The following is a 25,612-nucleotide window of genomic DNA, read 5'->3' on the forward strand; positions in this document are numbered from 1 at the left end:
AACTGGTCAGCGTCATCGGTGGGCGGTGTCTACAGTGGTGCGCTCCGGCCACTGCCCGTTCACCGCGAACGGTGGGGCCGCACATCACCACGGGGGAACACCTTGACGAGTAAGCCTGTCCGTATTGTGGTTGGCCTGGTCGCGGCAGTCGGCCTCGTTGTGGGCTGCCAGCCTGCCGAGAAGGAGAATGCTGGGGCCGCCGTCCCGCCGTCGCCGACCGTGGCGCCGAGCCCGACCGTCGACGTGGCGGCGAACAGCAAGCAGGTCTGCGACGCCAGTCTCGTTTTTGTGAAGAAGCACTACGTCGCGATGGCTGACGATGCGATCGCCGCGATCGACAAGCCGGTCAGCGCCAAGGAGGCGGGCGCGAAGGTTCGCGGCCACTACACGGCGCTGTTGCGGGACCTCAAGACGGCGGCGCCGACCGCTGCCGATCCGCAGGTGCGCACCGCGTTGGAGACCCTGGCCGCCGGGGTGGAGAAGCACCTGGCCGGTCCGAAGGCCACCGAGGTCGAGGCGCCGGATCTCGACCCGCCGCTGAAGGCGTTGGACACCGTCTGCGGTCGCTGAGCGTCGTGGGCACCGGCCGGGTCGGCCGGTGCCCACGAACCGGGTGTGCCGGGGGTACGGGTCAGATCCAGGGCACCTGTGGGGACGGGTAGAAGTCGACCTGTTGCAGTCGCCAGCGGGGTGCCTGCTTCCCCAGTCTGGTGCGGAATGACTCCCAGTCGTGGCTGGCGGTGGTTGACCAGCCGAGTTCGGCGATCGCCGGTAGGCGGGGGAAGGCCATGTGTTCGATGTCGTCGAGGGTGCGCAGCGTCTCGGACCACAGTGGGGCCTCGACGCCGAGGATGGCGTTCTCGCCGATGCCGGTTACCCGGGTGGCGGGGTCCCAGCCGTACGCGTCGGACACCTCGATCAGGCCGGCCCAGCGTAGGCCGAGGCGGGTGTTGGCGTCGTACTTCATGTCGAGGTAGGCCTTGTTCGCGGGTGACATGACGACTTTGGTGCCGCGGGCGGCGGCCGCGACGAGGCTGGCGTTTGTGGTGCCGGTGCCCCAGAACTGGGCGACGTCGTCGGTGGAGGTGTCGGCCTGGGTGATTTCGTTCCAGCCGTAGGCGCGTTTGCCGTATTTCGTGACCAGGGGCAGGACGCGGTTCATGAAGGTGCGGTAGTCCTCGTCGGTGGTGGCGTGGGCTTCGTCGCCGCCGATGTGCAGGAATGGTCCGGGGGTGATGGCCGCGATTTCGCGGATGACGTCCTCGACGAAGCGGTAGGTGAGGTCGTCGTTGATGCAGAGGGAGCTGTAGCCGACGGCGATGTCGGTGCGCGGGGGCGGTGCGACGCCGTCGCAGTTGAGTTCGGGGTAGGTCGACTGGGCGGCGTTGGTGTGCCCGGGCATGTCGATCTCGGGGACGATCGTGATGTGTCGTGCGGCGGCGTAGGCGACGACGGCTGTGTAGTCGGCCTTGGTGAGGTATCCGGGGCCGACGCCGTCGACTCCGGTGCCGGGTCCGCCGCCGACGGTGGTGAGGCGGGGCCAGGAGTCGATCTGGATGCGCCAGCCCTGGTCGTCGGTCAGGTGCAGGTGCAGGTAGTTGATTTTGTACTGGCTGAGCAGGTCCACGTAGGCGGTGATGTCGCCGACGGTGTGGAAGTGTCGTGCGAGGTCGAGCATCGCGCCGCGGTAGGCGAAGCGTGGGTAGTCGATGATTCGTCCGCCGGGGATTGTCCAGGTGGTCCGCTGCCGGTCGGGTGCCTCGATCTGGGCGGGGAGCAGTTGGCGCAGGGTCTGGGTGCCGGCGAACAGCCCGGCGGGGGTGTTGGCGCGGATCGTGACGCTGCGGCGGGTGACGTCGAGTTGGTAGCCCTGCTGGCCGATGCGGTCGTCGGCGCCGCCGATGAGCAGGGCGATCTCGGGTAGCGGGGTGGAGCGTACGGGCAGGACGGGCAGGGCGTGGCCGGTGGCGGGGCGCAGTGTGGTGGCGAGTTGCTGACCGACGTGCCAGGCGGCGGCTGAGCCGGGGGTGGTGCGGATGACGGTCAGGGGGGTGATGCGGAATGTGTTGTGCGCGTCGGGGTGGGTTTCGACCGGTGCGGGGATGACGTCGCTGAGGTGTCGGGCTGGTGCGGTGGGTGTCGCGGCGGCGGCGGGCGTTGTGGTCAGGGTGACGGGTAGCGCGAGTGCGGCTATGGCCAGCAGCCGTGTGGTGGTGTGTCGGCGACGCACGGTACCTCCAGGCCTCGTCATGATCGACGATTGTCGATTAGAGGGGCAGGTTACCGGCGATTCGCCTGCACTGTAAACCTTCCTTAACATAAGGACCCGTCGAGACGGTGCTGTCGCCGACCTCACGTACGCCGCACGCTGGGGAATTCCGGGAGTGGTCGTGCCGTTGTCCGTTCGGAAGATCAGGTTCGGATGATCGAATGGGAAGTGCCATGCACATGCGCTCAGACGCGGTAGTGCTGTTCGGCGTCACGGGAGACCTCGTCTCGAAGAAACTGTTTCCGGCGCTGTACGAGCTGACCCGGCGCGACCGTCTCGACGTTCCGGTGATCGGTGTGGCCCGCTCCCCCTGGGACGATCAGCAGTTGGTCACCATGGCCCGCAAGTCGGTCACCGAGGCCCAGGACGAGATCGACGACGAGATCTTCGACCGGCTGGCGGACAACCTCTCGATGATCTCCGGCAACTACGCGGACCCGGCGACGTACCAGCGGCTGGCGCAGCGGCTGCGCGACGCCGAGCGGCCGGTCTTCTACCTGGCGATTCCTCCGGCGGTGTTCGGCTCCGTCGTCGAGGGCCTGGCGGCCGTGGGTCTGGCCGACCGGGGTCGGGTGATCGTGGAGAAGCCGTTCGGGCGTGACCTGGAGTCGTCCCGCGAGCTGGATCGCACCCTGCGCGCGGCCTTCGCGCCGGAGCGGGTGTTCCGCATCGACCACTACCTCGGCAAGGAAGCCGTCGAGGGTCTCTACGCCTTCCGGTTCGCCAACCGGCTGTTCGAGCCGCTGTGGAACAACGAGCACATCGACAACATCCAGGTGACGCTCGCCGAGGCCTTCGGCACTCAGGGCCGGGCCGGCTTCTACGACACCGTGGGCGCGACCCGGGACGTGCTGCAGAACCACATCCTGCAGGTCGTGGCGCTCATCGCGATGGAGGCGCCGGCCAGCGAGGACACCACGGCGTTCCGGGAGGCGGAGGCCGCGGTGCTGCGGCAGATCGCGCCGCTGTCGCCGGACTCCACCGTCCGAGGGCAGTACGCGGGCTACCGCGACGAGCCGGGCGTGGCGGCGGATTCGAACACGGAGACGTTCGTGGCGACCCGGTTGACGGTCGACTCCCCCCGGTGGGCGGGTGTGCCGTTCTACCTGCGTGCTGGCAAGTCCCTGGCGGGGACGGCGACGGAGGTCGTGGTCGAGTTCAAGCAGCCGCAGCATTCGCTGATCCCGGCCGAGCGGGGTCAGGCCACCGCCGCGAACCTGCTGCGGTTCCGGCTCGGGCGCGGCGACGGCATCACCATGTCGATCCAGGCGAAGAGCCCGGGTGCCGAGGTGGCGAGCCGTCCGGTGGACCTGTCCGTCGACTTCGGCGCGGCTCTCGGTCGCCGGCAGGAGGCGTACGAGCGGCTGCTCGACGACGCGATGGACGGGCAGCACCTGCGTTTCGCGCGTGCCGAGACGATCGAGCAGGAGTGGCGCATCGTCGAGCCGATCCTGGATCTGCCGACGGCGGTGCGGTCGTACGAGAAGGGCAGCTGGGGTCCGGCGGACGCCGACGCGCTGGCCGGCGGCTGGCATCTTCCGGACCTGCGCTAGTCGCGGCCGGAGCTGACGGAGGCGGCGTGACCGACTCGGTCTCTGGCATGTCGCGGTGTCCCGACTGTGGGCAGGCCGAGTCGGTCACGGGTGCGGCGCGCGGTCGCTGACTGACCGCTCAGCTCAGCGGAACGACCGTCCGGCGACGGTGAGGTTTGCCGCTTACGCGTGGTGTGGGCACGTTGGGGGCGACGTTTCTCGTCCTCGTCGGAGAGGAAGCAGCGCATGCTTTCCGCACTCGATCGTCGGCACACCGTCGCGCCGCCCGGCTACAGCCGGTGGCTCATCCCCCCGGCGGCGTTGGCCATCCACCTCTGCATCGGTCAGGTCTACGCGACCAGCGTCTACAAGAACTCGCTGATCGCCCACTTCGACACCAGCCAGACGGCGATCGGGGTGATCTTCAGCATCGCGATCGTGATGCTCGGGTTGTCCGCGGCGGTCGCCGGGACCTGGGTGGAGGCGAACGGGCCGCGCAAGGCCATGTTCGTCTCGGCCTGCTTCTGGGCGGCGGGGTTCCTGGTGGGCTCGCTGGGCATCGCCACGAAGCAGCTGTGGCTGCTGTATCTCGGCTACGGGCTGCTCGGCGGCATCGGGCTGGGCATCGGCTACATCTCCCCCGTCTCCACACTGATCAAGTGGTTCCCGGACCGGCCGGGGCTGGCCACCGGGTTGGCGATCATGGGGTTCGGTGGTGGGGCGATGGTCGCCTCTCCCCTGTCGCGGCAACTGTTGTCGTTCTACGACGCCGGCTACGACCCGGCCAACGCGGGGTCGACGGCGTCGGGCAGCGCCCTGGTGTGGCTGTTCGTGACGCTCGGCCTGGGCTACTTCGTGATCATGATGTTCGGGGTGGCGAACGTGCGGGTGCCGGCGCCGGACTGGCGGCCGGCCGGCTTCGACCCCGCCAGCGTGGCGGCGAAGCCGCTGGTCACCACGGCGAACGTGTCGGCGGCGAACGCGGTGAAGACCCGCTCGTTCTGGCTGCTGTGGGTGGTGCTGTTCTGCAACGTGACCGCCGGCATCGGCATCCTGGAACAGGCCAGCCCGATGATCCAGGACTTCTTCCGCGACAACGGCACCTCCGCGGTGACCGTGGCGGCGGCCGGCGGGTTCGTGGGTCTGCTGTCGTTGTTCAACATGGCCGGGCGGTTCGCGTGGTCGTCCACCTCGGACATCATCGGCCGCAAACCGATCTACCTGGTGTACCTGGGCGTCGGCATGGTGCTCTACGCGCTGCTGGCGCTCGTCGGGCAGACCTCGACGGCCCTGTTCGTGCTGTTGGCCTGCGTGATCCTGTCGTTCTACGGCGGTGGCTTCGCGACCGTGCCGGCGTACCTGCGGGACCTGTTCGGCACCTTCCAGGTCGGGGCGATCCACGGTCGGCTGCTGACCGCGTGGTCAGCGGCGGGGATCGCCGGTCCCCTGATCGTCAACGGGTTCCTCGACGCGCAGGGCGAGCCGGGCTCGCTGACCGCCGCCGCGTACCGTCCGGCGCTGTTCACGATGGTGGGCGTGCTGGCCGTGGGCTTCGTGGCGAACCTGCTGGTGCGGCCGGTGCCGCAGCGCTACCACGAACCAGCGGCGGAACAGCACCCGCAACAGAACGTGGACGAGGACGCGACGGCGCAGAGGAGTGGTACGCGATGAGTGAGGACAGCCGTTCCGGGCAGCAGGCCCGGTTGTGGATCTCCTGGTTGGTGGTGGCGGCGCTGCTCGGCTACGGGATCGCCCAGACCGTCATCACGGCGGCGAAGCTGTTCACCCACTGAGGTGCCGTGCGGGGTGCCGTCGGGCGGCACCCCGCAGCACCGTCAGAGACCGCCGGAGACGCGCAGCACGGTCCCGGTGGCGTACGAGGCGTCCGGGCCGAGCAGCCAGGCGATGGCGGCGGCGATCTCGTCGGGTTCGCCGGCGCGGCCCAGCGGGATGCGACCGACGGCGGTGTCGGCACGGTCGGGGACCCCGGAGTCGGCGTGGATGTCGGTGCGCACGATGCCGGGGGCCACGGCGTTGACCCGGATGCCCTTCGGGGCGAGTTCCTTGGCCAGGCCGACGGTGAGGGTGTCGGTGGCGGCCTTCACGGCGGCGTAGTGCACGTACTCCCCCGGGCTGCCGAGGGTCGCGGCCGCCGACGAGACGTTGACGATCGCCCCACCGTCGGTGAGCCGGTGGGCGGCCTGCTGGGCGCAGAGGACGTAACCGACGAGGTTGACGTCGACGACCCGGCGCAGGTCCTCCACGCGCAGCTCGGTGAACGGTCCGATCAGGCTGGTGACGCCGGCGTTGTTGACCAGGCCGGTGAGCGGGCCGAGCTGCGCGGCGGCGTCGAACAGGGCGTGTACCTGTTCGGGGTCGGTGGTGTCGGCGCGTACCGCGATGGCCTGTGCGCCGGCGGCCCGCAGGTCGGCCAGGACGGCGGCGGCCGCGGCGTCGTCGCGGCGGTAGCACAGGGCCACGTGGTGACCGGTGGCGGCGAGCCGACGGGCGGTGGCCGCGCCGATGCCCCGGCCGCCGCCGGTGATGACGGTGACGGGTGCCACGGTGCCTCCCGGAGAGTCTGACGGCTGGGCGATGCTCGTGCCGACGCTACCGTGACCGGCGCGGATCGGTCCTCGAGAGGAGGGTCACATGCGGCGGGCGTCGGGACGCGACAGCGGGGTGTCCCTGCTGGCCGGACGACGCCAGGCCGACGAGGTGGCGGCGCTCGGGGTGTGATCGCTTACGCTCACCGCGCGGTCGATCAGACGATGGAGGTGCGCGGTGGCGGGTGTGGGTGTCGGCGACGTGGTGCAGGATTTCGAGCTGCCGGACGAGACGGGCACGCCGCGGCGGCTGTCGGAGTTCCTGGCGGCGGGACCGGTGGTGCTGTTCTTCTACCCGGCGGCGATGACCCGGGGGTGCACGGCGGAGAGCTGCCACTTCCGCGACCTCGCGGCGGAGTTCACGGCGCTGGGCGCGACGCGGGTGGGCATCAGCCGCGACCCGGTGGCGAAGCAGGCCGAGTTCTCGAAGCTGCACGGCTTCGACTATCCGCTGCTGTCGGACGCCGACGGCGCGGTGGCGCAGCAGTTCGGGGTCAAGCGGCGGGTGCCGTTGGGACCGTTGAGCATGAAGCGCATGACGTTCGTCATCGGCACCGACCAGCGGATCATCGAGGTGATCCACAGCGAGGTCAGCATGAACGAGCACGCGGACCGGGCGCTGCGGGCGCTGGGCGGCTGAGCGGGTGTGAGCCCCGTGCGGCGGGTGTCGCAGTCGGCTGGTATCAAGACAGCAATCAAACAGGTGTACGGAAGAGGGTTTTGATGGATGCCGGCCAGGGTTTGTCCACTAGCGAGGTGCAGAGCATCCGGGAGTCGTTGGCGGCCGGGCGTAAACCGCGGGTGGTGTTCACCGCGTCGGCGGGGCAGATCGCCGGTCAGGTCGGTCAGGTGATCGAGCTGACCGACCCGGAGGTGTCCGACGAGTTCGTGGTGGTGCGCTTCGGTCGCGACGAGTTGCCGTTCTCCCCCGCCGACCTGGCCGTGGCGCCCAAGGGCGTCACTCGTCGGGTGGTGGAGCCGAAGCCGGAGCCCGAGCCCGAGCCGCCGGCGGTGGCCGCGCCGGAGTTCGTGTTGGACACGCCGCGGGTGCCCGCGCAGCGACAGGAGGAGCCGAAGGTGGAGCAGACGGAGAAGCCGCCGGCGCGGCGGGCGGTCAAGGCCGTCAAGCCGAAGAGCCCCGCGGGCCTCACCGTGACCTTGGCGTACGCCGACGGGGAGTGGACCGTCGCCGCGCAGCAGGGCAGCAAGGCGTTGGCGAAGCCGTACGTGGTGAAGCCGGCGGAGGCGTTGAAGATGGTGGCCCTGGTCGACGTGCCGGGGGTGCAGGAGGCGGTGGAGCAGATTCTCGGCACCGAGCGGGCCGAGGCGGAGCAGCAGGCCGAGAAGCTGCGCGCCGAGCTGGCCGAGATCGAGGCCCGGCTGGCGGAGCTGCGCGAGGCCCGCTGAGGGCTGTCAGTGCCGGCTGTGGTGGTGCAACAGTCGTCGCCGCCGTCGCCGACCTCAGCGCGCGGCTGTACGCGGGAATCCCCACCGACGAGGCCAGCACGGCAGCGCGGGTGCTCACCATCGTCACCCAACACGCGAACGCCGAGCTGGCGGCGACCCCGGCCTGACCGGACGCCACCGCCGGGCGGCCGGCATCCAGGACACGGAGCCTGGAGCCGGCCCCCCGGGGCCCCTACCGCGCCGGGCGCTGCCCGAGCTCCGACACGACGGCCCGTTGCAGCACCGCTGTCGTGCCCAGCACCGTCCCGGCCGGCCCGTCGACGGTGTCCGCCACGAGATAGCTGCGCTCACCGAGGTAGTCGAAGCTCTGCTCATCGAAGATCCACTCGTCGCGGCGGCTCCGCTCGGTGTGCGCGACGGCTATCCCCCGCCGCCCGGCCGCGTCGGTGACCCCGCGCACCACCTCGACCCCGGGGATCTTCGCCGCGGCCCGGTAGAGCGCGGCGCTCGTGACCGGCGGCACCAACGACTCGCGCAGGATGTCGCCGATCGCGGTGAACGCCGCGCCGTCGCGGCTGTTGCCCCGGCCCCGCTGCTGACGTTCCCGGTACAGCTTCGCCAGCAGGGCGTCCGGGTCCTCGGGCAGGTCGACCAGCGCCGCGTTCGGTGTCACGTCCGTGAGCGTCTCTCGCTGCGGGATCACGCCGACGATCGGAGCGTGGAAGAACGGCTGCTGCACCAGGCCGTCACCCCGCTCGTGCCGGGGGATCCAGATCTCCCGCTCGTGCACCGGTCGCAGTCGGGCCGGGCCGTCACCGAGCTCGGCGAAGGCGCCCCGGCTCCTGATGTAGACGTACCCGCCCTCGCCGGGCGGTGGCCCCGGCCTGCCGGTGGCCACCGCTGCCATCCGGTTGAGCAGCAGTGACGCCCCGACGCGTTCCCCCTGCTCGACCGGGACGATCAGTGGCGCGCTGTCCGGCGACCACGGTTGGGCGACCATCCCGGCCGCGACCGCGACGGTCAGCACGCCCGCCACCGGCACGAGCACCCGCATCCGTCGTGGCCGCCGCGACGGCCGCCGGACCTCGGTCAGCAGATGATGCCGCAGTGCCTGTCGGCGCACCGCCGGCAGGGCCGGCACGGGCAGGGCGGTGGGCTCTCTCATCGGTACTCTCCCTGCTCGACGGGGGTCATCCGGATGCCGGTCAGCTCCTGCTGCGCCAGCGCCCGTAGCCGGGTCCGGGCCCGCGACAGTCGGGAGCGCACGGTCCCGACGGGTACGCCCAGTGCCTCGGCCGCCGCCGCGTAGTCCAGTTGCGACCACACGCAGAGCAGGAACACCTCCCGGTCGGCGCGGCGCAACGCCCGCAGTCCCGCCAGGGCGGCGGCCACCTGGTCGGCGTCGTGCATCCGGTCGACCACCGCGTCGGCGAAGTCGGGGACTGTGTCGCGTACCGGCAGCCGCCGCAACGCCTCCCGGTGCCGGCGCGCCGCCCGCCGGCGGTTGCGCAGGACGTTTGTCGCGATCCCGAGCAGCCACGGCCGCAGACCGTCCCCGTCCGGGCGCAGGGATTCGCGGATCCGCCACGCTTCGAGGAAGGTCAGCGACACCACGTCCTCGGCGTGCGCCGCATCGCTTCCGCTCCACAGCGCATGTCGATGAACCGCCTCGGCGTGCTCGTCGAAGAGCTCGCCCAACGCGTCGGAGTCTCCGGCCCGGATCCGGGCCCGCATCTCGGCTGTCACACCTGTATCTGTCCGCTGCCGCCGCCGAGTTCCCACTTCGGAGACGGAAACCATCGGCCCGCCGGTCAGAAGTAGTCGAGCAACTGCGCGGGCCCGCCGCAGGCCAGGAGGTCGAGCGCGCCCGGGTCGACACCCGGGCTGTGGTGCAGCAGCCCGGCCTGCGCGACCGAGCGGGCCTGCGCGGCACCGGCGTAGAGCAGGGCGAAACCGCGCACGTCCAACCGCAGGTCGGCCTCGCCGACGACCCGGGTCAGCTCGGCGTCGCCGTCGGCGACGGTCAGCCTCCAGGTGCCGGTGTTCCACTCGGCGAGCGGATCGGTGAGGGCGAAGTCGACGACGCCCCGGGCGTGGGCGGGCCACCCCCGCGCGCTCACCGCGCGGGCGACGTCCACCGGTCGGTGCATCCACAGGTCCCGCTCGTGGTCGCGGGCCGACTCCAACGGCAGGACGACGCTGACCGCGTCGCCGTCGAGCGGGCACAGCCGCAGCGTCGGCGCGACGCTGGCCCAACTGCCGAGCACCCCGACGATCTCCCGGGCGGCCTCGGGCGTGACAGCGAGGGCCTCGTCGACGGTGAGCACCGAATCCGCCCCGTAGCCCCGGCCCCGCTGCCAGATGGCGTAACCGACCAGCTCGCCGTCGGCCTCGACGAGGGTGACCCCGTCGCCGGGCAGACCGCGGTCGGCGGCGTCGAACAGCTCACCCCGGCGGGTCAGCATGCCGTTGCGGTGCCGGGTGACCCGCTCATACAGGGCGTCGACGGCCGGCAGGTCGGCGGGCGTACCGGCCCGGACGGTGAGGTGCGACGCGGGCCGGTGCCGGGGCAACGCGGCGGTGGCCAGGTCGACGGTGCGCAGCACCCCGGCGGCCTCCCACCCGCAGGCCCGGTACGGGGCGGCGACGGTCGGATAAAGCGCGCTGATCGCCGCCTGACGGTCGCGGGCGCCGCGCAGCAGCGCGCTGAGCAGGGCTCGCGCCACGCCGTGACCACGGGCCTCGGGGGCGACGGCCACCCCGGCCACGTCTGCGGCCGGCACCGCCCGCCCGGACCACCACTGGTCGTGGTGCAGGTCGACGGCCTTGCCGACGAGCCGACCGGAGTCGTCGAACGCGCCGTAACGGGTCAGGCCGGGCACCGGCGCCGGCGCGGGCGCCGGGCGCTGCGGGTCGGAGCCGAACGCGAAGCGGCCCAGCTCCCAGGCGGCGTCGAGGTCGTCGGCGGTGAGTTCGCGTACGTGCACAGTGGCGGGCATCGGCACACCGTAAACGAACCCACCCCCCACCAACCGCCCGATTTTCCCGACGCCCCCGCGCTGCGCCGGCCCCGCTGGTGCGCGATCTTGCAGTTACTGTCGCGGCTTTACCGGCATTTCGTGCAGATCGACGACCGGAAGTGCAAGATCGACGCGATTTCCCCGCTTCCGGCGGTCAGTGCTGCGGGATGTTGGCCACGCCGATGCGCTTGCGGAACACCCAGTACGTCCACCCCTGGTAGGCCAGCACCACCGGAGTGAAGATCACCGCCACCCAGGTCATGATCTTCAGGGTGTACGGGGTGGACGCGGCGTTGGTAGCCGTCAGCGTGCCGGCCGCGTCCAGGGTGGAGGGCAGCACGTTCGGGAACAGCGCCGCGAACAGGGTCGCCACCACCAGGCCGATCGCCACGGCCGTGCCGGTGAACGCCCAGCCCTCCCGGCGTACCCGGGCGGCGGCCAGACCGCCGAGCAGGGCGAGGGCCGCGCCGACGGCGAGCACGACGGCGGCCGCGCTGTAGCGGATGTTCAACGTCCAGGTCAGGAACCCGACCGCGAGCACGGCGGCGCCCACACCCAGGCGCACGGCGAGCGCGCCCGCCCGCTCGCGGATGTCGCCGGTGGTCTTCAGGGCGAGGAACACCGCGCCGTGGGTGAGGAACAGCGCGAGGGTGGTCGCACCGCCCAGCAGGGCGTACGGGTTGAGCAGGTCCAGCAGGCCGCCGACGTACTCGTGGTCGGCGTCCAGCGGCACGCCGCGCAGGATGTTGGCGAAGGCGACGCCCCACAGAATCGCCGGCAGCAGCGAGCCGACCACGATCGCCGCGTCCCAACGGCGCTTCCAGGACGCCTCGGGGCGCTTGTGCCGGTACTCGAAGGCGACGCCCCGGGCGATCAGGGCCAGCAGGATCAGCAGCAGCGGCAGGTAGAAGCCGGAGAAGAGGGTGGCGTACCACTCGGGGAACGCGGCGAACATGGCGCCACCGGCGGTGATCAGCCACACCTCGTTGCCGTCCCAGACCGGGCCGATGGTGTTGATCAGGACGCGGCGTTCCCGGTCGTCGCGGCCGAGCACGGGCAGCAGCATGCCGACGCCGAAGTCGAAGCCCTCCAGGATGAAGTACCCGGTGAACAGCACGGCGACGAGGAGAAACCAGATGGTGGTCAGTTCCACGATGGGCTCCGGGATCAGTAGGCGAAGGCGAGCGGGCGCTCGGCGTCGTCGTGGGTGTCGTCGATGGGGTGCTCTTCGCTGACGTCGGGTACGCCGGCCTTGGCGTAGCGCAGCAGCAACTTGACCTCGATCACGGCGAGGGTGGCGTAGATCAGGGTGAAGGCGGTGAACGAGGTGAGGACCTCGGCCAGCGAGACGCTGCGGGACACCCCGTTGCGGGTGAGCATCTCGCCGAAGACGATCCACGGCTGGCGGCCCATCTCGGTGAAGATCCAGCCGAACGAGTTGGCCAGCAGCGGCAGCACCGGCATGGCCAGCCCGGCGCGCAGCAGCCACCTGCTGCTCGGGGTGCGGCCCTTGCGCTGGCTCCAGAGCACCAGCAGGGCGATCGCGGCCGCGGCCATCCCGAAGGCGATCATGAAGCGGAAGCTCCAGTAGGTGACCGGGATGATCGGGGTGTAGCTGCCGGCGCCGTACTGGGTGGCGTACTGGGCCTGCAGGTCGTTGATGCCGTGCACTGTGCCGTTCGGGTCACCGGTGCCCAGGTACGACAACAGGTACGGGATCTTGATGGCGAACACCTCGCGGCTGCCGTCCAGGCTGCCGATGGTGAGCACCGAGAACGAGGCGGGGCTCTCGGTGGTGTAGAGGCCCTCGGCGGCGGCCATCTTCATCGGCTGCACGTCCGTCATGATCTTGCCCTGGATGTCGCCGGTGAACAGCACGGCCGCGGAGGCGACCAGGACCACCCAGGAGCCGAACTTCGTGGCGAAGCGGTACGCGCCGGTGTCGGCGGAGTCCCGGTTGCGGATCACGTGGTACAGGCCGACCGCCACGACCAGCGACCCGGCGACCAGGAACGAGCCGGCCAGGGTGTGCGGGAAGGTGATCAGGGCGACCTTGTTGGTCAGCACGGCCGGGAAGTCGGTCAGCTCGGCGCGTCCGCTGTCCGGGTTGATCCGGTAGCCGACGGGGTTCTGCATGAACGAGTTCGCGGCGAGGATGAAGTACGCGGAGAGGTTGGTGCCGATCGCGGCGGCCCAGATGCTGGCCAGGTGCGCCCGCTTGGGCAGCCGGTCCCAGCCGAAGATCCACAGGCCGATGAAGGTGGATTCGAGGAAGAACGCGACGAGCGCCTCGATGGCCAGGGGTGCGCCGAAGATGTCGCCGACGAAGCGGGAGTAGTCGCTCCAGTTCATGCCGAACTGGAACTCCTGCACGATCCCGGTGACCACACCCATGGCGAAGTTGATCAGGAACAGCTTGCCGTAGAACTTGGTGAGCTTGAGGTAGCGCTCGTTGCCGGTGCGGTGCCACATCGTCTGGAGGATGGCTACCAGCACGGAGAGGCCGATGGTCAGCGGCACGAAAAGGAAGTGGTAGACGGTGGTGACACCGAACTGCCAGCGGGCAACGTCCAACGCGTCCACCTGAAAACCCCCAACGATCCGTACTACGAGACGTAGTAAATACTACTGCTCGTCGTAGACGATTGGGCAGGGCCGGGTGGCCCGAAACGGCCCGGGACCAATGACCCTGATCACCCGACCCGCCCTCGCGGCCCCGCCGGGGCGTGCGACGATGGCGCGCTGATGGACACCGCACACACCACCTGGCAGCCGCCACTGATCTGGCGCGCAGCCCTCCTGCTCGCCCGGGGCCTGGTCGGCCTGCTCGCCCGCCTCGAGGTCACCGGCGACGTCCCGACGCACCTGCGTCGCGGCCCGCTGGTGCTGACCGCCAACCACATCAGCCCGTTCGACCCGGTGGTCATGGCCGCCGCCTGCCAGATTCGCGGCGTCGCCCCCCGGATCATGGCGACCGCCGGACTGTTCCGCGTCCCGGTGTTCGGTGCCGCCATGCGCCACGCCGGGCACATCCGGGTCGACCGCGGCACCAGTGCCGTGCACCAGGCCCTCGACAACGCCGCCACGGCCGTCGCGCGTGGCTCGGTGATCCTCATCTACCCCGAGGGGCGCATCGGCCTGGACCCCGGTCTGTGGCCCGAACGCGGCAAGACCGGCGCCGCCCGCCTCGCCCTGGCCTGCGGCGCCCCGGTCGTCCCGGTCGCCCAGTGGGGCTCGCACGAGGTGCTGCCCTACCAGGCGCCCCGCGGAATGCTGCGCGGCATCGCCCGCTCGCTGTGGCGCCGCCCGGTGATCCGGGTGCACTTCGGCACGCCCGTCGACCTGGGCGAGACGGCGGCCGCCAACCCCGGCGCGGCCCGCCGCGCCACCGACCGGATCATCGACGCTCTCACCGACACCCTCGCCCCGCTGCGCCCCGACGAACCCGACCGGCCCCGCCACGTCGACCCCGGACGCCCCACCGACCTCAGCCGCGCCCACCGCCGCCGCTCAGACTGAGGCCACCGCCGCGACCGCCGAGGTTTGCCGCGACGCCGAGGTCCGCCAGTGCCCGGAGACCCCGCACGGGCGCCGGAAAGCCGCGCCGGGTGGAACGGTCTGCCGGGGGCCTGCGGCGCCGAGGTCAGCCGGGTGCCGCACCCCAACCCTCCCCACCCCCCAACACCACCTTCGCTTCCTTTGCTCTGCACCCGCGGACGCACCAGCTACCGAAGGTGACTGTCGACTCCGCGGGTGCAGAGCAAAGGACAAAGGACAGGCATCCGGAGGTTGGGGCCGTAGGCCGGTCCGGCGGGATCGTGCGGCCGACGGGCATGCCGACGTCGCGCCTGCCGCCACCGCGGACAGGGACACCCGCCGACCACGGCAACCACCCGCGCCGCCTCCCCGGCGTCCCAGGCCTGATCTTCGCCGGCAGGCCACCCGCGCTCCACCGACGGCAGGCATACTGCGCTGCGTGTTGACCCGATTCGGCTACCTCGACGCGCCCGCGCCGCTGGCGTTCGCCCACCGTGGCGGCGCCGCCGAGGGCGACGAGAACACCACCGAGGCGTTCGCCCGGGCCATCGGGCTGGGCTACCGGTACGTGGAAACCGACGTGCACGCCACCGCCGACGGCGTGGCGGTGATCTTCCACGATCCGACGTTGCGCCGGCTCACCGGCGAGGCGGGGCGCATCGCCGAGATGAGCTGGGCGGACCTCGCCTCCGTACGCGTCGGCGGCGCCGCCGTCGTACCCCGGCTCGACGAGGTGTTGGGGGCGTGGCCGCAGGTCCGTTTCAACATCGACGTGAAGGCCGACGGCGGCGTCGAGCCGACGGTCGCGACAGTGACCCGGGCCGGCGCCGGCGACCGGGTGCTGCTCGCCTCGTTCAGCGACGCCCGGCTGACCCGGCTGCGGGCGCTCACCGAGGGACGCGTCGCCACCAGCCTCGGCATGCGCGGCGTCGCCCGGCTGCGGCTGGCCTCCCTGCACGGGCGTCCGCTGCGGCTGCCGCCGTCGGTGGTCGCCGCGCAGGTGCCGCCGCGCTACGGGCGGGTGCCGGTGGTGGACCGCCGGTTCCTCGACTACTGCCACCGGATCGGCCTGCAGGTGCACGTCTGGACGATCGACGAACCCGCCCAGATGCACGACTTACTGGATCGTGGCGTGGATGGCATCATGACCGATCACGTCGGCGTGCTGCGCGACGTCTACCGCAGCCGCGGCCACTGGGCCGCCTGAACCATTCCGAGGACCCCGATGGCCGAGACCGTGACCCCCACGGTGGACGACACCCCGCCTCCCGCGAGCACCCGCCGGGAGCGCCGGGGCTGGTACATCTACGACTGGGCCAACTCCGCGTTCCAGACCACCGTCATCACCGTGTTCCTCGGCCCGTTCCTGACCACGGTCGCCGAGGTGGCGGCCGGGTGCGAGCTGGGTGCGGATTCGTGCGACGGCTTCGTGTACCCGCTCGGCATCAAGGTCGCCGCCGGGTCCTACTACCCGTACCTGATCTCGCTGTCGGTGTTCCTCACCGTGTTCGTGCTGCCGGTCATCGGGGCGATAGCGGACCGGTCGGCGCACAAGAAGCGGCTGCTCGGCGGTGCCGCGTTCACCGGCGCCGGCGCCACCATCGCGATGGCGTTGGTCACCGGCGACCGATACCTGCTCGGCGGGGCGCTCTTCCTGGTCGCCAACATCTCGTTCGGCGCCGCGATCGTGGTCTACAACTCGTTCCTGCCGCAGCTCGGCGGCCCCGACGAACGCGACGGTATCTCCAGTCGCGGTTGGGCGCTGGGCTACCTCGGCGGCGGTCTGCTGCTGGCGCTCAACCTGGTCGCGATCACACTGCTCGACGACGGTGACAACCCGCAACGCACCCTGGACCTGGCCCGCTGGTCGATCGTGTCCGCCGGTGTCTGGTGGGCGCTGTTCACGCTGGTCCCGCTGCGGTGGCTGCGTGAGCGCCCGCCGGCGGCGGCACTGGCCGGTGGCGGCAACATTCTCACCGACGGGTTCCGCCAGCTCGGCCGCACCGTCCGCGAGATCAAGGCGTACCCGCTGACGCTGTACTTCCTGCTGGCTTTCCTGGTCTACAACGACGGCATCCAGACCGTCATCACCCTGGCCAGCCAGTACGGCACCGAGGAACTGCGCCTGGAGCAGAGCACCCTGATCATCACCATCCTGCTGGTGCAGTTCCTCGCCTTCGGCGGAGCGTTGAGCCTGGGCGCGCTGGCCCGGCGCATCGGCGCGTGGAAGACCGTGCTGCTCAGCCTGGTCCTCTGGACCGGTGTGATCATCGCCGCGTTCCGGCTGCCCGCCGAGGCGCCGGTGCCGTTCATGGTCCTCGGCGCGGCCATCGGCCTGGTCCTGGGCGGCAGCCAGGCGCTGAGCCGGTCGCTGTTCAGCCAGCTCATCCCCACCGGGAAGGAAGGCGAGTACTACGGCTTCTACGAGATCAGCGACAAGGGCACCAGCTGGCTCGGCCCGCTCGCCTTCGGCCTGGTGTTCCAGCTCACCTCCTCCTACCGGGTGGGCCTGGTCTCACTGCTGATCTTCTTCGTGGTCGGGTTCCTGCTCCTCGCCGCCGTACCGATGCGCCGTGCCATCGTCGCCGCCGGCAACACGCCACCGCGGGTGCTCTGAGCACGCGTCCCGCGCCCGACAGATCAGGAGTGGCCGATCGGCTAGGCTGCCCGACCGTGACTGACGACGCCACCACCGCCCCGGCCTGCCTGGCCCATCCGTTCCCCGGCCAGCCGCACGCTCCGGCCGCGTGCGCGGCGGCGCGTGGGCTCGACGGGCGGCCGGTGCACGCGGCGGCGTTGAAGTTCTTCTGGGGGCCGATGGACTGCGGCAAGTCCACGATGGCGTTGCAGATGAACTACAACCACGCCCGGCAGGGCCGGCGCGGGCTGGTCACCACCCGCATCGACCGGTCGCTGGGACCGCAGGTCACCACCCGCATCGGCCTGGCCCACGAGGCCATCGAGGTCACCGACGACCTGGACCTGCGGGCCCTGGTGCGCGGCCGGTGGGCCGACGGGGTACGCGTGGACTACCTGATCTGCGACGAGGCGTGCTTCTACACCGTCGAGCATGTCGAGCAGATGGCCGAACTGGTCGACAGCTACGACGTCGACGTGTTCGCGTTCGGCCTGGCCACCGACTTCCGGTCGCGGATGTTCCCCGCCGCGCAACGCCTGTTCGAACTGGCCGACGAGGTGGCCCGCATCCAGGTCGAGGTGCTCTGCTGGTGCGGCCGCGAAGGGCTGCTCAACGCCCGCGTCGTCAACGGGCGGGTCGTCCGTGAGGGCGCCCAGGTCGTCATCGGCGACACCGTCGACACCGCCGAGGTGCGCTACCAGGTGCTCTGCCGCCGGCACTACCGCAGCGGCGACCTCGGCCCCCGCGACTGAGGCGCCCCACCAGCTGGAACCGACCCGGTGCGCCGGACGGTCAGGACGGCTGCCGGGCCGCGACGGCCCTTACCCGGAACCGGTCGGTCAGGATCACGGCGACCGTCACCGCCAACGCCACAGCGGCGCACACCGCGACGGGTGCCCCCAGCACCACACCTGTCGGCATCAGCGCCAGCAGGACCACCACCGCCGCGACCCGGCTGATCGGCAGGATCCGCCACAGCAGCGCCTTGTAGGCGGCGTGCCCGGCCAGGAACAGCGCGGGACCTCCCAGGGTGAGCAGCACGTCGACAGTGGTGGCCGGCGCGCCGGGCTCACGCAGCAACCGCTCGTCCGCCGCCGACGCGACGACGACACCGGCGACGATCACCGGGTGCAGGAAGTTGAACGCGACCCGGCTCAACGCGCCGGTACGCTCCCCGGCCTGGGCGATGACCTGCGTGGCCGCCGGGGCCGAACGGGCGAAGTACACCCACCACAGCGCCACCGAACCGCCGAACGCCAGCAGGAACGCCCCGGACGTCACCAGGTTCACCTGCGACGTGAGGGTGCTGCCGGTGACCAGGATCGACTCCCCCAGCGCGATCAGGACGAACGCCGCGCACCGTTCGGCCAGGTGCCCGCCCTCCACCATCCACCGCTCGGGTCGGCTTCGTCCCCGCCGCGGCAGCGGATAGCCGATCGAGAGGCCGACCACCTCGATCACGATCACCGCCGCCCACACCGCGTCCCGGGCGGCACCGCCGACCAGGCCACCGACGACCACGAGCACCGACGTCCCGGTGATCCACGGCAGCGACTGCTGAAATCCGGCCACCAACCACGGACTGCCCTGCACCGCCCACAACGCGAACAGGGTGCGGCCCACCTGCACGATGACGTAGACCAGGGCGAAGAGCAGGCCGGTCGAGCCGAACGCTTCCGGGATCGTCGCCGACAACAGCAGGCTGCCCAGCCCCACCCCGATCAGCATCGTCCGCACCGGCCCCTGATCCGGTTGCAACCAGTTCGTCAGCCAGGTGGTGTAGACCCAGACGAGCCACACCAGCGCCAGCAACAGGCCGGTACGTCCCGCGCCCCGCCAGTCCAGGTGCGCGAGCAGGTAGTGCGACAGCTGGGTGATGGTGAAGATGAAGACGAGGTCGAAGAAGAGTTCCGTCGAGGTGGTCGGCTGCACCCCCTCGCGCGGTCGCAGCAACTGTGGGCGTAGCGGGGCGGCGACCGTGGGCCTAGAAGGGGTCACCGCACACCCGCCAGCTCCCGTCCTCACGGACCACCGGCAGGCGACGTTCTTCGCTGAGCCCGCCGTCGCGGGTCACCTTCACGGTCACCGTGCCCTGCGGTCGTCCGCTGCGGGTCGCGACCGACACGTCGGTGATCTCGTAGTCGGTGACCATCGGTGGTGTCCGCACCCAACTGGTGAAGCCGATCGCGCTCCAGCGGCTGCGCGCGTCCTCGCAGAGCCGCTCGTACGCCCGGTCGCTGTCGCCGAGGGCCACCTCGCTGAGGAAACCGTCGGCGGTCTCCCGGATCGGGCCGGCGGCCTGCCGGACGGTCTGCAGGTTCCAGGCGCCCAGCCCGGCCACCCCCACGCAGCACAGCGCCACGCCGAACCCGGCGAACGCCAACCCGGTGCGCATCGGGCGGTGACGCCGGGCCGGTCGGCTCCACGACTGGCCCGCACCCACGACTACCGACCGTAGAGAAGACGGTCACGCCGACGGGCGACAAGCCGGAAACTGGGTGCGCCCGATGGGCGGGTGTGCCCTGTTCGCGGCGGCCCCGCATCGTCTACCGTCGGCGCACACCCCCGAGCAGTGCCAGGAGCCGATCGATGAGCCGCTTCGTGCAGCCGGTACCACCCCCCGTCGACCCGTACGCCGGCGATGGTCTGCTGCGGTCCTGGCTGGAGCGTCACCTCGGCCCGGGCGGGCACGCCGCCGCGAAGGGCCGTCTCGCGGACCTGGCCGCCGACGTCACCGGCCCGCTGCGCGCGGCGCACGCCGACGCGGAGGCGCACCCGCCGACGCTGGTCCGCTACGACCCGTGGGGTGCCCGGATCGATCGCATCGACACCTCCGCCGGTTGGCAGGCGCAACGTGCCGCCGCCGCCCGACACGCCGTGGTGGCGCTGCCCTACCTGCCGGACGCGCGGGGCACCTGGGGTGCCGCCGCGCGGGTCGTGCAGCACGCCCTGCTGCACCTGTACGGGCCGGAGTCGGCAACGTTCTCCTGCCCGGTGGCGATGGCCGACGGGGCGGCGGCGCTGCTCAGCATGCCCGACGTCGACGCCACGGTCCGCGACACGTGGCTGCCTCGGCTGATCTCCACGGACCCGGCCACGGCGATCACCAGCGGGCAGTGGATGACCGAGTCGCAGGGCGGTTCCGATCTGGGCCGCTCCAGCACCCTCGGCCGACCCGCGGCGGACGGTTCGTGGCGACTGACCGGGGAGAAGTGGTTCTGCTCCGCCGCCGACGCGGCGATGGCGGTGGCGCTGGCCCGGCCCGAGGGCGCCGGGCGGGGCAGCCGGGTGCTCGCCCCGTTCCTCGTTCCCCGGTACGCGGTCGACTCACCGCTGGCCGACGGCGCGGCGCCCGGTGCACCCGCACCGGGCGTCACGGTGCACCGGCTCAAGGACAAGCTGGGCACCCGGGCGCTGCCCACCGCCGAGATCGGCCTGCGCGACGCGTACGCCCTCCCGCTGGGTGACCCGGCGGTGCCCGGTCTGGTCCGGGCGATGACTCTGGTCGTGGTGACCCGGGTGCACAACGCCGCGGCGGCGGCCGGCGGGATGCGACGGGGTCTGGCCTACGCCCGCGCGTACGCCGAGGCGCGGCACGTCGCCGGCGGCCCGCTGGTGTCCTCGCCCCTGCACCGGGCCACCCTGGGCACCCTCGCGGTCGACGCGGCGGGCGCGTTCGCTCTCGCCGGGCACGCCTTCGCCCTGCTCGGGCGGGTCGAGGTTGGCGCCGACCCGGAGGCCGCGGCCGAGCTGCGCATCGTGGCGCCGTTGGCGAAGCTCGCCACCGGTCGGCTCGCCGTCAGCTCCGCCAGCGAGTACGTGGAGAGCTTCGGCGGGGCCGGCTACGTGGAGGACACCGGCGTGCCCCGCCTGCTGCGCGACGCCCAGGTGCTGCCGATCTGGGAGGGCACCACCAATGTGCTGGCCCTGGACGTGCTGCGCGCGTTGACCCGGGAGGACGCCGGGACGCCGCTGCTGAGCCGGCTGACCGCCGCCGTCGACCTCGCGCGGCCGCTGTCGCCGGTGCTGGCCGACACCCTGGCCACCGCTGCCGCGCAGTTGGCGGAGACCATCGCCGCGGTGACCGTCGAACCGGGTGCGCCGGCGGTGCTCGCGGGTGCCCGCGGTCTGGCGTTGCGCCTGGCGTACGCGCTGACCACCGCGTTGCTCGTCGAGCACGCCGCGTGGGGCGACGAGCAGGCGGAGTTGGCCGCCCGGCTGTGGGCGCGCCGCTGGCTGCGGCACGAGGAGATCGCCGAGGACGCCCACCATCACCTCGACCTGCTCTGCTGACCGGTCGGCGCGAGCGGACGGGTGAACGCCATGTCGGTGCTGATCGAGCTGGGTGACGACAGGGGCGCGCCCCCGGACGAGCACCGCCCACCACCGCAGGTGTCCCGCCGGTGGCGGGTGGCGGTGCTGGTGGCGGCCTGTGTCCTGCTGCTCGGTGGTGCCGCCCCGGCCGCGCGCCTGACGCCGCAGCCCGGGCCGGCGCTGCCCGCCCGGGCGACGGTGCTGGGCGCGGGGCCGCTGCTGCTGGTCGTCGACCCTGAGCCGAACACGCCGACTCTGAGCGCCTACGACTCGGTCGCGCCGAACGGCCCGCCGCGGTGGCGGGTCACAGTGCCGCCCGCCGCCGGGTGGTCCGCCGAGGTCGCCGGTGATGTGTTGCTGCTGGTCGAGCGCGACCAGGCGCTCGGGGCACGGATGACCACCGGGCGGTCGTTGCGGACCGGCGAGCCGGTGTGGCGGCGACCCGAGCGGGTGTACGCGGCCGAGGACGCGGCGGTCGCGGTGAGCGAGGTGCGCAGCGCCTCCGAACCGGGTCGGCGGGTCGAGGGCACGGTGCACGGCGTCGACCCGGCCACCGGCGCGACCCGGTGGTCGGTCCCACTGCCCTCCACTGCGGTGCTGCGGGCGCTGCCCGGCCTGCCTGGGCGGGTGCTGCTGGTGCAGGACGACGGGTTGGTCCGGCTGTTCGACGCCCGCGACGGCACCGAACGTGGGCGGGGACAGCTTCCGCCGGCCGACTACGGCCCGGACAATCCCCAGGTCGTCGGGGCGCACCTGGTGCTGCGCCACCCGCGCGGCGGCGCGATGGCGCTGACCGGCTACGACCTACCCGGGCTGGCGCCGCGCTGGCGGTCGCCGGTGCAGCCGGGTGACCTGATCCTGCGGCCCTGCCAGGGTCTGCTCTGCGGGCAGGACGAGCAGGGACGCTGGGCGATCGACGCGGGCAGCGGGGTGCGGGTGTGGACATGGCCGGGCGGGGCGCGCTGGCGAACGGTCGCTGGCCCACGGGTCGCCACGGAACCCCTGGTGGTGCTGGGGATGGCGGCCGACGGCAGGCGCTCCCTGGTCGCGACGGTGGGGCGCGACGGTCATCGGGTGTCCGCTGTGCTCCCGGCGGGTGTGACCGACTGCCGCCGGGTCGGCGCCGGGTTGATCTGCCGCGACGGCACGGCCCGGGTGACGTTCTGGCCCCTCGACATCCCCTGACCCCGGGTCAGCGCAGGGGGCCTCGGGCAACGGCTGCGCGCATCGTCGCCGGATCGCCGGCCGGGACGAACTCCAACCACCAGGTGGCCCCGGCGGTGGCCAGTTCGCCGAGGTAGGCCCGTTCGGCGCGTTCGTCGGAGCGGCGTCGCCGGCCGCCGATCGCCACGTCGAACGGCTGACCGTCGGCGCGCGTCGATGGCAGGGCGTTCGCCAGGTCGTGGACCTCGTCGGGGGTGAAGTCGGACCACCCGTCGGTGTCGGTGAGCTTGTACGGCACGATGCCGTCGGCGCGGGCGGCCCGGCGGCGCACCGCCCCGGCCTGCGTGCCGCCGCCGACCCAGACCGGCACCCGCGGCGACTGCACCGGCGCAGGGCGCAGCGACACCCCGTCGGCGCGGTAGTGGGTGCCCTGGTGACTGACCCGCCCACCGCTGAGCAGCCCGGTCAGCAGGTCGAGACCCTCGTCGAGCATCGCGGCCCGCACGGACACCTCGGTCTGCTCGCCGAAGGCGACCAGACCCCGGTCGCCGGGATCACCGACACCGACCGCCACCGTCGCCCGGCCCGCGCTGAGGTGGTCGAGGGTGAGGACCTCCCGCGCCAACTTCGCCGGGCGGCGTCGGGGCAGCGCGGTGACGGTGGTGCCCAGTCGCACCCGGTCGGTGCGCCCGGCGATCGCGGCGAGGACGAGCCACGGGTCGTAGGTGAACGGCTCGTCGCCGGAATAGTGGATCAGATAGTCCTCCAGGAACACGCCGTCCCAGTCGGCGCGTTCGGCCAGCTCACCCAGCTCGACCAGTGTGGACACCGCTATCGAGGCTCCGCCGCAGGAAATCTCCAGACCGTGTCTCATCCGCCGACCGTAGAACGGGGGTCCGACACCAGGCCGCAGTGAGTGTAGGGGCGACGTTGTCGGGCCCCACCGCGTGACAGCTTCTGCCGATCTGCGTCTGCCCCCGCCCGCAGGGCGGATGCGGAGACGCGGCAGTGCCGCCCGCGCTGCTCAGCCGCGACGACGCGACCGGGCCGCCCACACCGCGTACGCCGGGTCGCGGTCGAGGTTGTGCCGGTCCCGGTCATAGCGGCGGGTGGTACGCGGGTCGGCGTGCCCCATGGCGTCCTGCACGTCCTCCAACGGCACGCCCTCCGAGCGGGCCGTGGTGGCGAAGGCGTGCCGCAGCGAGTGCGGGGACAGCTTCGCCCAGGCCGGGATGCCGGCGGCGCGGGCGAGCCGACGGACCATCCGGAACACCGAGTGCCGGTCCAGCCGGGCACCGCTGGCGGTGACCAGCAGCGGGCCGGTGAGCTGCGGCACCGGCACGCCGGTGGTGGCGGCCCGCTGGGCCAGGTAGGCGTCCAGGGCGTGCCCGGTGCCGGGGGTGAGGGCGCGGCGGCGTTGTTTGCCGCCCTTGCCGACGAAACGCACGCTGCGGTGGCCGCGTTCGGTGCCGAGGTCGGTCAGGTCCAGCGAGATCAGCTCCCCGACCCGCAGGCCCAGGTCGGCGAGGAGCGCGAGGGCTGCCCGGTTGCGGACGGCGGTCGCGCCGGTGTCCGCGTCGGCGGCGCTGAGCAGGGCGTCCACCTCCTCGGGGGTGAGACCGACGGTGGCGGAGTGGTCCCGGTCGACGCGGGGGCGGTCGGCGCCGGAGACCGGGTTGGCCGGCACAGCGCCCAGTTTGACCAGGAAGTCGTACCAACTGGACAGCGCCGAGAGTCGGCGGGCGACGGTCGCCGGGGTCAGTGGGCGGCCACTGCGGGTGCCGAGGCTGTTCTCCAGGGCACGGGCGTATTCGTTGACGTGCAGGAACGTGGCCCGCAGCGGGTCGAGGTCGTGACCGCTGCACCAGGTGAGCCAGCCGGTGACGTCACGTCGGTAGGCGTCGCGGGTGTGCTCGGACAGCCGCCGGTTGCGCAGCCACGCCTCGGTGACCTCGACCGGCCCGCTCGGCAGCGCCGGTGGCGCGGACGGGCGGGCGAGCACCGGAGCGTCGGAGAACACCATGTGAAAAAGGCTCTCAGCCTCGGGTGGGATCGGCGTGCAGGCGCGCCGATCCCACCCGTCACCGCGTCGGTTCAGGCTTTGATCTCCCGGCGGGCGGCGCCGTTGGCCTGGATGGTCACCCGGCGGGGCTTGGCGCGCTCGGCGACCGGGATGCGCAGCGTCAGCACCCCGTTCTCGTAGCCGGCCTCCAGCTTGTCGGTGTCGAGCGTGTCGCCGAGGAACAGTTGCCGGGTGAAGGTGCCCATCGGGCGTTCGGCGGCGACCAGCTCGACGCCGTCGCCGGCGGGCCGGCGACGCTCGGCGCGGACGGTGAGCACGTTGCGCTCGACGGTGCAGTCGATGCTGTCCGGGTCGACGCCGGGCAGATCGAACGCCGCGTAGAAGTGGTCGCCGTCGCGGTAGGCGTCCAGGTGCATCGTCGCGGGACGAGCCGCCGTACCGAAGAACTGCTCGGCGAGCCGGTCGATCTCGCGGAACGGGTCGGTACGCATCAACATGGTCATGCCTCCTCGGATCTCCTGGCCGAAGGTGATGGGTTGAGCCGGGGTGACTCAACTTCCTCTTCTTATTTAGCGCCTTCGGAAGCGAACGTCAACTGCTTCTCGAACCAGTGGTCGGCGTAGGGGCCCCGCGAGTACGCCGGGATCTCCACGTAGCCGTGCCGGGCGTACAGGGCGCGGGCCTCGACCAGGTCGTGCCGGGTGTCGAGCCGGATCCGGTCCGCCCCGGCCGCGCGGGCCTGCTCCTCGACGGCGGCCAGCAGCACGGCGCCCCCACCGGCGCCGCGATGCTCGCCGCGGATGAACACCCGGGTCAGCTCGGCCCATCCCGGTTGCCAGCGCAGCCCGGCGCAGCCGGCCAGGTCGGTGCCGTGGCGCGCGAGCAGGAGCAGCCCGCTCGGCGTGGTCAGGTCGCCGCTGGGCATCTCGGCCAGGGTGGCGTCGACCTCACCGGGCCGGGCCGGGCGACGGTGGTAGCGGACCACCATCTCGGTCATGTACTCGCGCAGCAGCAGCACCGCGTCGGGGTGGTCGGGCCGGCTGGTGCTTGTCGTCCAGGTGGGCCGGGCGGTGACGGTCACCTGTTGATCATCACCGCCCGG

The 25,612-nt window shown here is 72.0% G+C and carries 25 protein-coding genes; 12 read left to right on the forward strand and 13 right to left on the reverse strand.

The window, feature by feature from the left end; translation table 11 throughout:
• The first annotated feature begins 219 nt into the window (after positions 1-219).
• Complete coding sequence (locus tag ACGF3C_RS27100) at positions 220-570, forward strand: hypothetical protein (RefSeq protein ID WP_357230793.1); 351 nt, start codon at positions 220-222, stop codon at positions 568-570.
• A 61-nt stretch (positions 571-631) separates the two neighbouring features.
• Here ACGF3C_RS27100 and ACGF3C_RS27105 read toward each other — a convergent pair whose 3' ends face one another.
• The gene (locus ACGF3C_RS27105; RefSeq protein WP_393226421.1) at positions 632-2,230 is read right to left on the reverse strand and encodes a beta-N-acetylhexosaminidase; all 1,599 of its coding nucleotides are present in this window, start codon (positions 2,228-2,230) and stop codon (positions 632-634) included.
• 212 nt (positions 2,231-2,442) lie between these two features.
• Between ACGF3C_RS27105 and zwf the strand changes: the two genes are divergently transcribed.
• From zwf to ACGF3C_RS27120, 3 genes are all read left to right on the forward strand, one after another.
• Positions 2,443-3,822: a glucose-6-phosphate dehydrogenase gene (gene zwf / locus ACGF3C_RS27110; protein ID WP_357233600.1), complete on the forward strand. Its 1,380-nt coding sequence runs from the start codon at positions 2,443-2,445 to the stop codon at positions 3,820-3,822.
• Positions 3,823-4,047: 225 nt separating this feature from the next.
• Positions 4,048-5,472, forward strand: coding sequence for an OFA family MFS transporter (locus ACGF3C_RS27115; protein WP_357233602.1), 1,425 nt, complete (start codon positions 4,048-4,050; stop codon positions 5,470-5,472).
• Positions 5,469-5,594 carry a hypothetical protein gene (locus ACGF3C_RS27120; protein WP_357207405.1) on the forward strand — a complete coding sequence of 42 codons (126 nt, stop codon included), beginning with the start codon at positions 5,469-5,471 and terminating at the stop codon, positions 5,592-5,594. The genes ACGF3C_RS27115 and ACGF3C_RS27120 overlap by 4 nt, the downstream gene beginning before the upstream one ends.
• A 42-nt stretch (positions 5,595-5,636) precedes the next feature.
• Here ACGF3C_RS27120 and ACGF3C_RS27125 read toward each other — a convergent pair whose 3' ends face one another.
• Entirely contained in the window at positions 5,637-6,365 is a 729-nt protein-coding gene (locus tag ACGF3C_RS27125; protein WP_393226423.1) for an SDR family oxidoreductase, read from the reverse strand.
• 220 nt (positions 6,366-6,585) lie between these two features.
• Here ACGF3C_RS27125 and ACGF3C_RS27130 point away from each other — a divergent pair, with 220 nt between their 5' ends.
• Together ACGF3C_RS27130 and ACGF3C_RS27135 are read left to right on the forward strand one after the other, a co-directional pair.
• Positions 6,586-7,047 carry a peroxiredoxin gene (locus ACGF3C_RS27130; protein ID WP_355007530.1) on the forward strand — a complete coding sequence of 154 codons (462 nt, stop codon included), beginning with the start codon at positions 6,586-6,588 and terminating at the stop codon, positions 7,045-7,047.
• An 83-nt stretch (positions 7,048-7,130) separates the two neighbouring features.
• Entirely contained in the window at positions 7,131-7,814 is a 684-nt protein-coding gene (locus ACGF3C_RS27135; protein WP_355007529.1) for a hypothetical protein, read from the forward strand.
• A 232-nt stretch (positions 7,815-8,046) separates the two neighbouring features.
• Here the strand turns inward: ACGF3C_RS27135 and ACGF3C_RS27140 are convergent, their stop codons facing one another.
• The 5 genes from ACGF3C_RS27140 to ACGF3C_RS27160 form a co-directional block, all read right to left on the reverse strand.
• Entirely contained in the window at positions 8,047-8,979 is a 933-nt protein-coding gene (locus tag ACGF3C_RS27140) for a CU044_5270 family protein (RefSeq protein WP_393226425.1), read from the reverse strand.
• Positions 8,976-9,560 carry an RNA polymerase sigma factor gene (locus tag ACGF3C_RS27145; protein WP_393226427.1) on the reverse strand — a complete coding sequence of 195 codons (585 nt, stop codon included), beginning with the start codon at positions 9,558-9,560 and terminating at the stop codon, positions 8,976-8,978. Before ACGF3C_RS27145 ends, ACGF3C_RS27140 begins: the two co-directional genes overlap by 4 nt.
• Before the next feature lie 65 nt (positions 9,561-9,625).
• A complete protein-coding gene (gene eis / locus ACGF3C_RS27150) occupies positions 9,626-10,813 on the reverse strand; it encodes a GNAT family N-acetyltransferase (RefSeq protein WP_357232256.1) in 1,188 nt (395 codons plus the stop codon).
• 175 nt (positions 10,814-10,988) lie between these two features.
• Positions 10,989-11,987 carry a cytochrome d ubiquinol oxidase subunit II gene (cydB, locus tag ACGF3C_RS27155; protein WP_393226429.1) on the reverse strand — a complete coding sequence of 333 codons (999 nt, stop codon included), beginning with the start codon at positions 11,985-11,987 and terminating at the stop codon, positions 10,989-10,991.
• 14 nt (positions 11,988-12,001) lie between these two features.
• Positions 12,002-13,417 (reverse strand): cytochrome ubiquinol oxidase subunit I, encoded by a 1,416-nt coding sequence (locus tag ACGF3C_RS27160; protein WP_393226431.1) that lies wholly within the window; start codon positions 13,415-13,417, stop codon positions 12,002-12,004.
• A gap of 162 nt (positions 13,418-13,579) precedes the next feature.
• On the opposite strand from ACGF3C_RS27160, the gene ACGF3C_RS27165 reads away from it, so the two are divergent.
• From ACGF3C_RS27165 to ACGF3C_RS27180, 4 genes are all read left to right on the forward strand, one after another.
• Entirely contained in the window at positions 13,580-14,353 is a 774-nt protein-coding gene (locus tag ACGF3C_RS27165) for a lysophospholipid acyltransferase family protein (RefSeq protein ID WP_357231618.1), read from the forward strand.
• 457 nt (positions 14,354-14,810) lie between these two features.
• Positions 14,811-15,578 carry a glycerophosphodiester phosphodiesterase gene (locus tag ACGF3C_RS27170; RefSeq protein WP_357231621.1) on the forward strand — a complete coding sequence of 256 codons (768 nt, stop codon included), beginning with the start codon at positions 14,811-14,813 and terminating at the stop codon, positions 15,576-15,578.
• 18 nt (positions 15,579-15,596) lie between these two features.
• Complete coding sequence (locus ACGF3C_RS27175; protein WP_355007520.1) at positions 15,597-16,988, forward strand: MFS transporter; 1,392 nt, start codon at positions 15,597-15,599, stop codon at positions 16,986-16,988.
• A 56-nt stretch (positions 16,989-17,044) separates the two neighbouring features.
• Positions 17,045-17,761, forward strand: coding sequence for a thymidine kinase (locus ACGF3C_RS27180; protein ID WP_393226433.1), 717 nt, complete (start codon positions 17,045-17,047; stop codon positions 17,759-17,761).
• A 40-nt stretch (positions 17,762-17,801) separates the two neighbouring features.
• Here ACGF3C_RS27180 and ACGF3C_RS27185 read toward each other — a convergent pair whose 3' ends face one another.
• Complete coding sequence (locus ACGF3C_RS27185; protein ID WP_357231625.1) at positions 17,802-19,007, reverse strand: low temperature requirement protein A; 1,206 nt, start codon at positions 19,005-19,007, stop codon at positions 17,802-17,804.
• On the reverse strand, positions 18,994-19,452 hold the full coding sequence (locus ACGF3C_RS27190; protein WP_393226435.1) for a hypothetical protein: 459 nt from the start codon (positions 19,450-19,452) through the stop codon (positions 18,994-18,996). The genes ACGF3C_RS27185 and ACGF3C_RS27190 overlap by 14 nt, the downstream gene beginning before the upstream one ends.
• Before the next feature lie 146 nt (positions 19,453-19,598).
• Between ACGF3C_RS27190 and ACGF3C_RS27195 the strand changes: the two genes are divergently transcribed.
• Both ACGF3C_RS27195 and ACGF3C_RS27200 read left to right on the forward strand, forming a co-directional pair.
• Positions 19,599-21,302: an acyl-CoA dehydrogenase family protein gene (locus ACGF3C_RS27195; RefSeq protein WP_393226437.1), complete on the forward strand. Its 1,704-nt coding sequence runs from the start codon at positions 19,599-19,601 to the stop codon at positions 21,300-21,302.
• Positions 21,303-21,332: 30 nt separating this feature from the next.
• Positions 21,333-22,508, forward strand: coding sequence for a PQQ-binding-like beta-propeller repeat protein (locus ACGF3C_RS27200; RefSeq protein WP_393226439.1), 1,176 nt, complete (start codon positions 21,333-21,335; stop codon positions 22,506-22,508).
• Between the two features lie 7 nt (positions 22,509-22,515).
• Here ACGF3C_RS27200 and ACGF3C_RS27205 read toward each other — a convergent pair whose 3' ends face one another.
• The 4 genes from ACGF3C_RS27205 to ACGF3C_RS27220 form a co-directional block, all read right to left on the reverse strand.
• Positions 22,516-23,361, reverse strand: a complete 846-nt coding sequence (locus ACGF3C_RS27205; RefSeq protein WP_393226441.1) for an LLM class flavin-dependent oxidoreductase — start codon at positions 23,359-23,361, stop codon at positions 22,516-22,518.
• Positions 23,362-23,511: 150 nt separating this feature from the next.
• Positions 23,512-24,510 (reverse strand): tyrosine-type recombinase/integrase, encoded by a 999-nt coding sequence (locus tag ACGF3C_RS27210; RefSeq protein WP_393226443.1) that lies wholly within the window; start codon positions 24,508-24,510, stop codon positions 23,512-23,514.
• Positions 24,511-24,581: 71 nt separating this feature from the next.
• A complete protein-coding gene (locus ACGF3C_RS27215) occupies positions 24,582-25,007 on the reverse strand; it encodes an Hsp20/alpha crystallin family protein (protein ID WP_355007589.1) in 426 nt (141 codons plus the stop codon).
• Positions 25,008-25,075: 68 nt separating this feature from the next.
• The gene (locus ACGF3C_RS27220; RefSeq protein WP_393226444.1) at positions 25,076-25,591 is read right to left on the reverse strand and encodes a GNAT family N-acetyltransferase; all 516 of its coding nucleotides are present in this window, start codon (positions 25,589-25,591) and stop codon (positions 25,076-25,078) included.
• Positions 25,592-25,612 lie beyond the last annotated feature (21 nt).

The sequence above is a fragment of the Micromonospora sp. NPDC047762 genome, from assembly GCF_043204655.1.
Lineage (GTDB): Bacteria > Actinomycetota > Actinomycetes > Mycobacteriales > Micromonosporaceae > Micromonospora.

What these genes read in the sequence shown, in the direction of transcription:
- ACGF3C_RS27195 (WP_393226437.1), top strand. Translation starts at nt 19,599, where the DNA reads ATGAGCCGCTTCGTGCAGCCGGTACCACCCCCCGTCGACCCGTACGCC.
- zwf (WP_357233600.1), top strand. Translation starts at nt 2,443, where the DNA reads ATGCACATGCGCTCAGACGCGGTAGTGCTGTTCGGCGTCACGGGAGAC.
- eis (WP_357232256.1), bottom strand. Translation starts at nt 10,813, where the DNA reads ATGCCCGCCACTGTGCACGTACGCGAACTCACCGCCGACGACCTCGAC.
- ACGF3C_RS27165 (WP_357231618.1), top strand. Translation starts at nt 13,580, where the DNA reads ATGGACACCGCACACACCACCTGGCAGCCGCCACTGATCTGGCGCGCA.
- ACGF3C_RS27135 (WP_355007529.1), top strand. Translation starts at nt 7,131, where the DNA reads ATGGATGCCGGCCAGGGTTTGTCCACTAGCGAGGTGCAGAGCATCCGG.
- ACGF3C_RS27140 (WP_393226425.1), bottom strand. Translation starts at nt 8,979, where the DNA reads ATGAGAGAGCCCACCGCCCTGCCCGTGCCGGCCCTGCCGGCGGTGCGC.
- ACGF3C_RS27175 (WP_355007520.1), top strand. Translation starts at nt 15,597, where the DNA reads ATGGCCGAGACCGTGACCCCCACGGTGGACGACACCCCGCCTCCCGCG.
- ACGF3C_RS27210 (WP_393226443.1), bottom strand. Translation starts at nt 24,510, where the DNA reads ATGGTGTTCTCCGACGCTCCGGTGCTCGCCCGCCCGTCCGCGCCACCG.
- ACGF3C_RS27205 (WP_393226441.1), bottom strand. Translation starts at nt 23,361, where the DNA reads ATGAGACACGGTCTGGAGATTTCCTGCGGCGGAGCCTCGATAGCGGTG.
- ACGF3C_RS27120 (WP_357207405.1), top strand. Translation starts at nt 5,469, where the DNA reads ATGAGTGAGGACAGCCGTTCCGGGCAGCAGGCCCGGTTGTGGATCTCC.
- ACGF3C_RS27200 (WP_393226439.1), top strand. Translation starts at nt 21,333, where the DNA reads ATGTCGGTGCTGATCGAGCTGGGTGACGACAGGGGCGCGCCCCCGGAC.
- ACGF3C_RS27115 (WP_357233602.1), top strand. Translation starts at nt 4,048, where the DNA reads ATGCTTTCCGCACTCGATCGTCGGCACACCGTCGCGCCGCCCGGCTAC.
- ACGF3C_RS27215 (WP_355007589.1), bottom strand. Translation starts at nt 25,007, where the DNA reads ATGTTGATGCGTACCGACCCGTTCCGCGAGATCGACCGGCTCGCCGAG.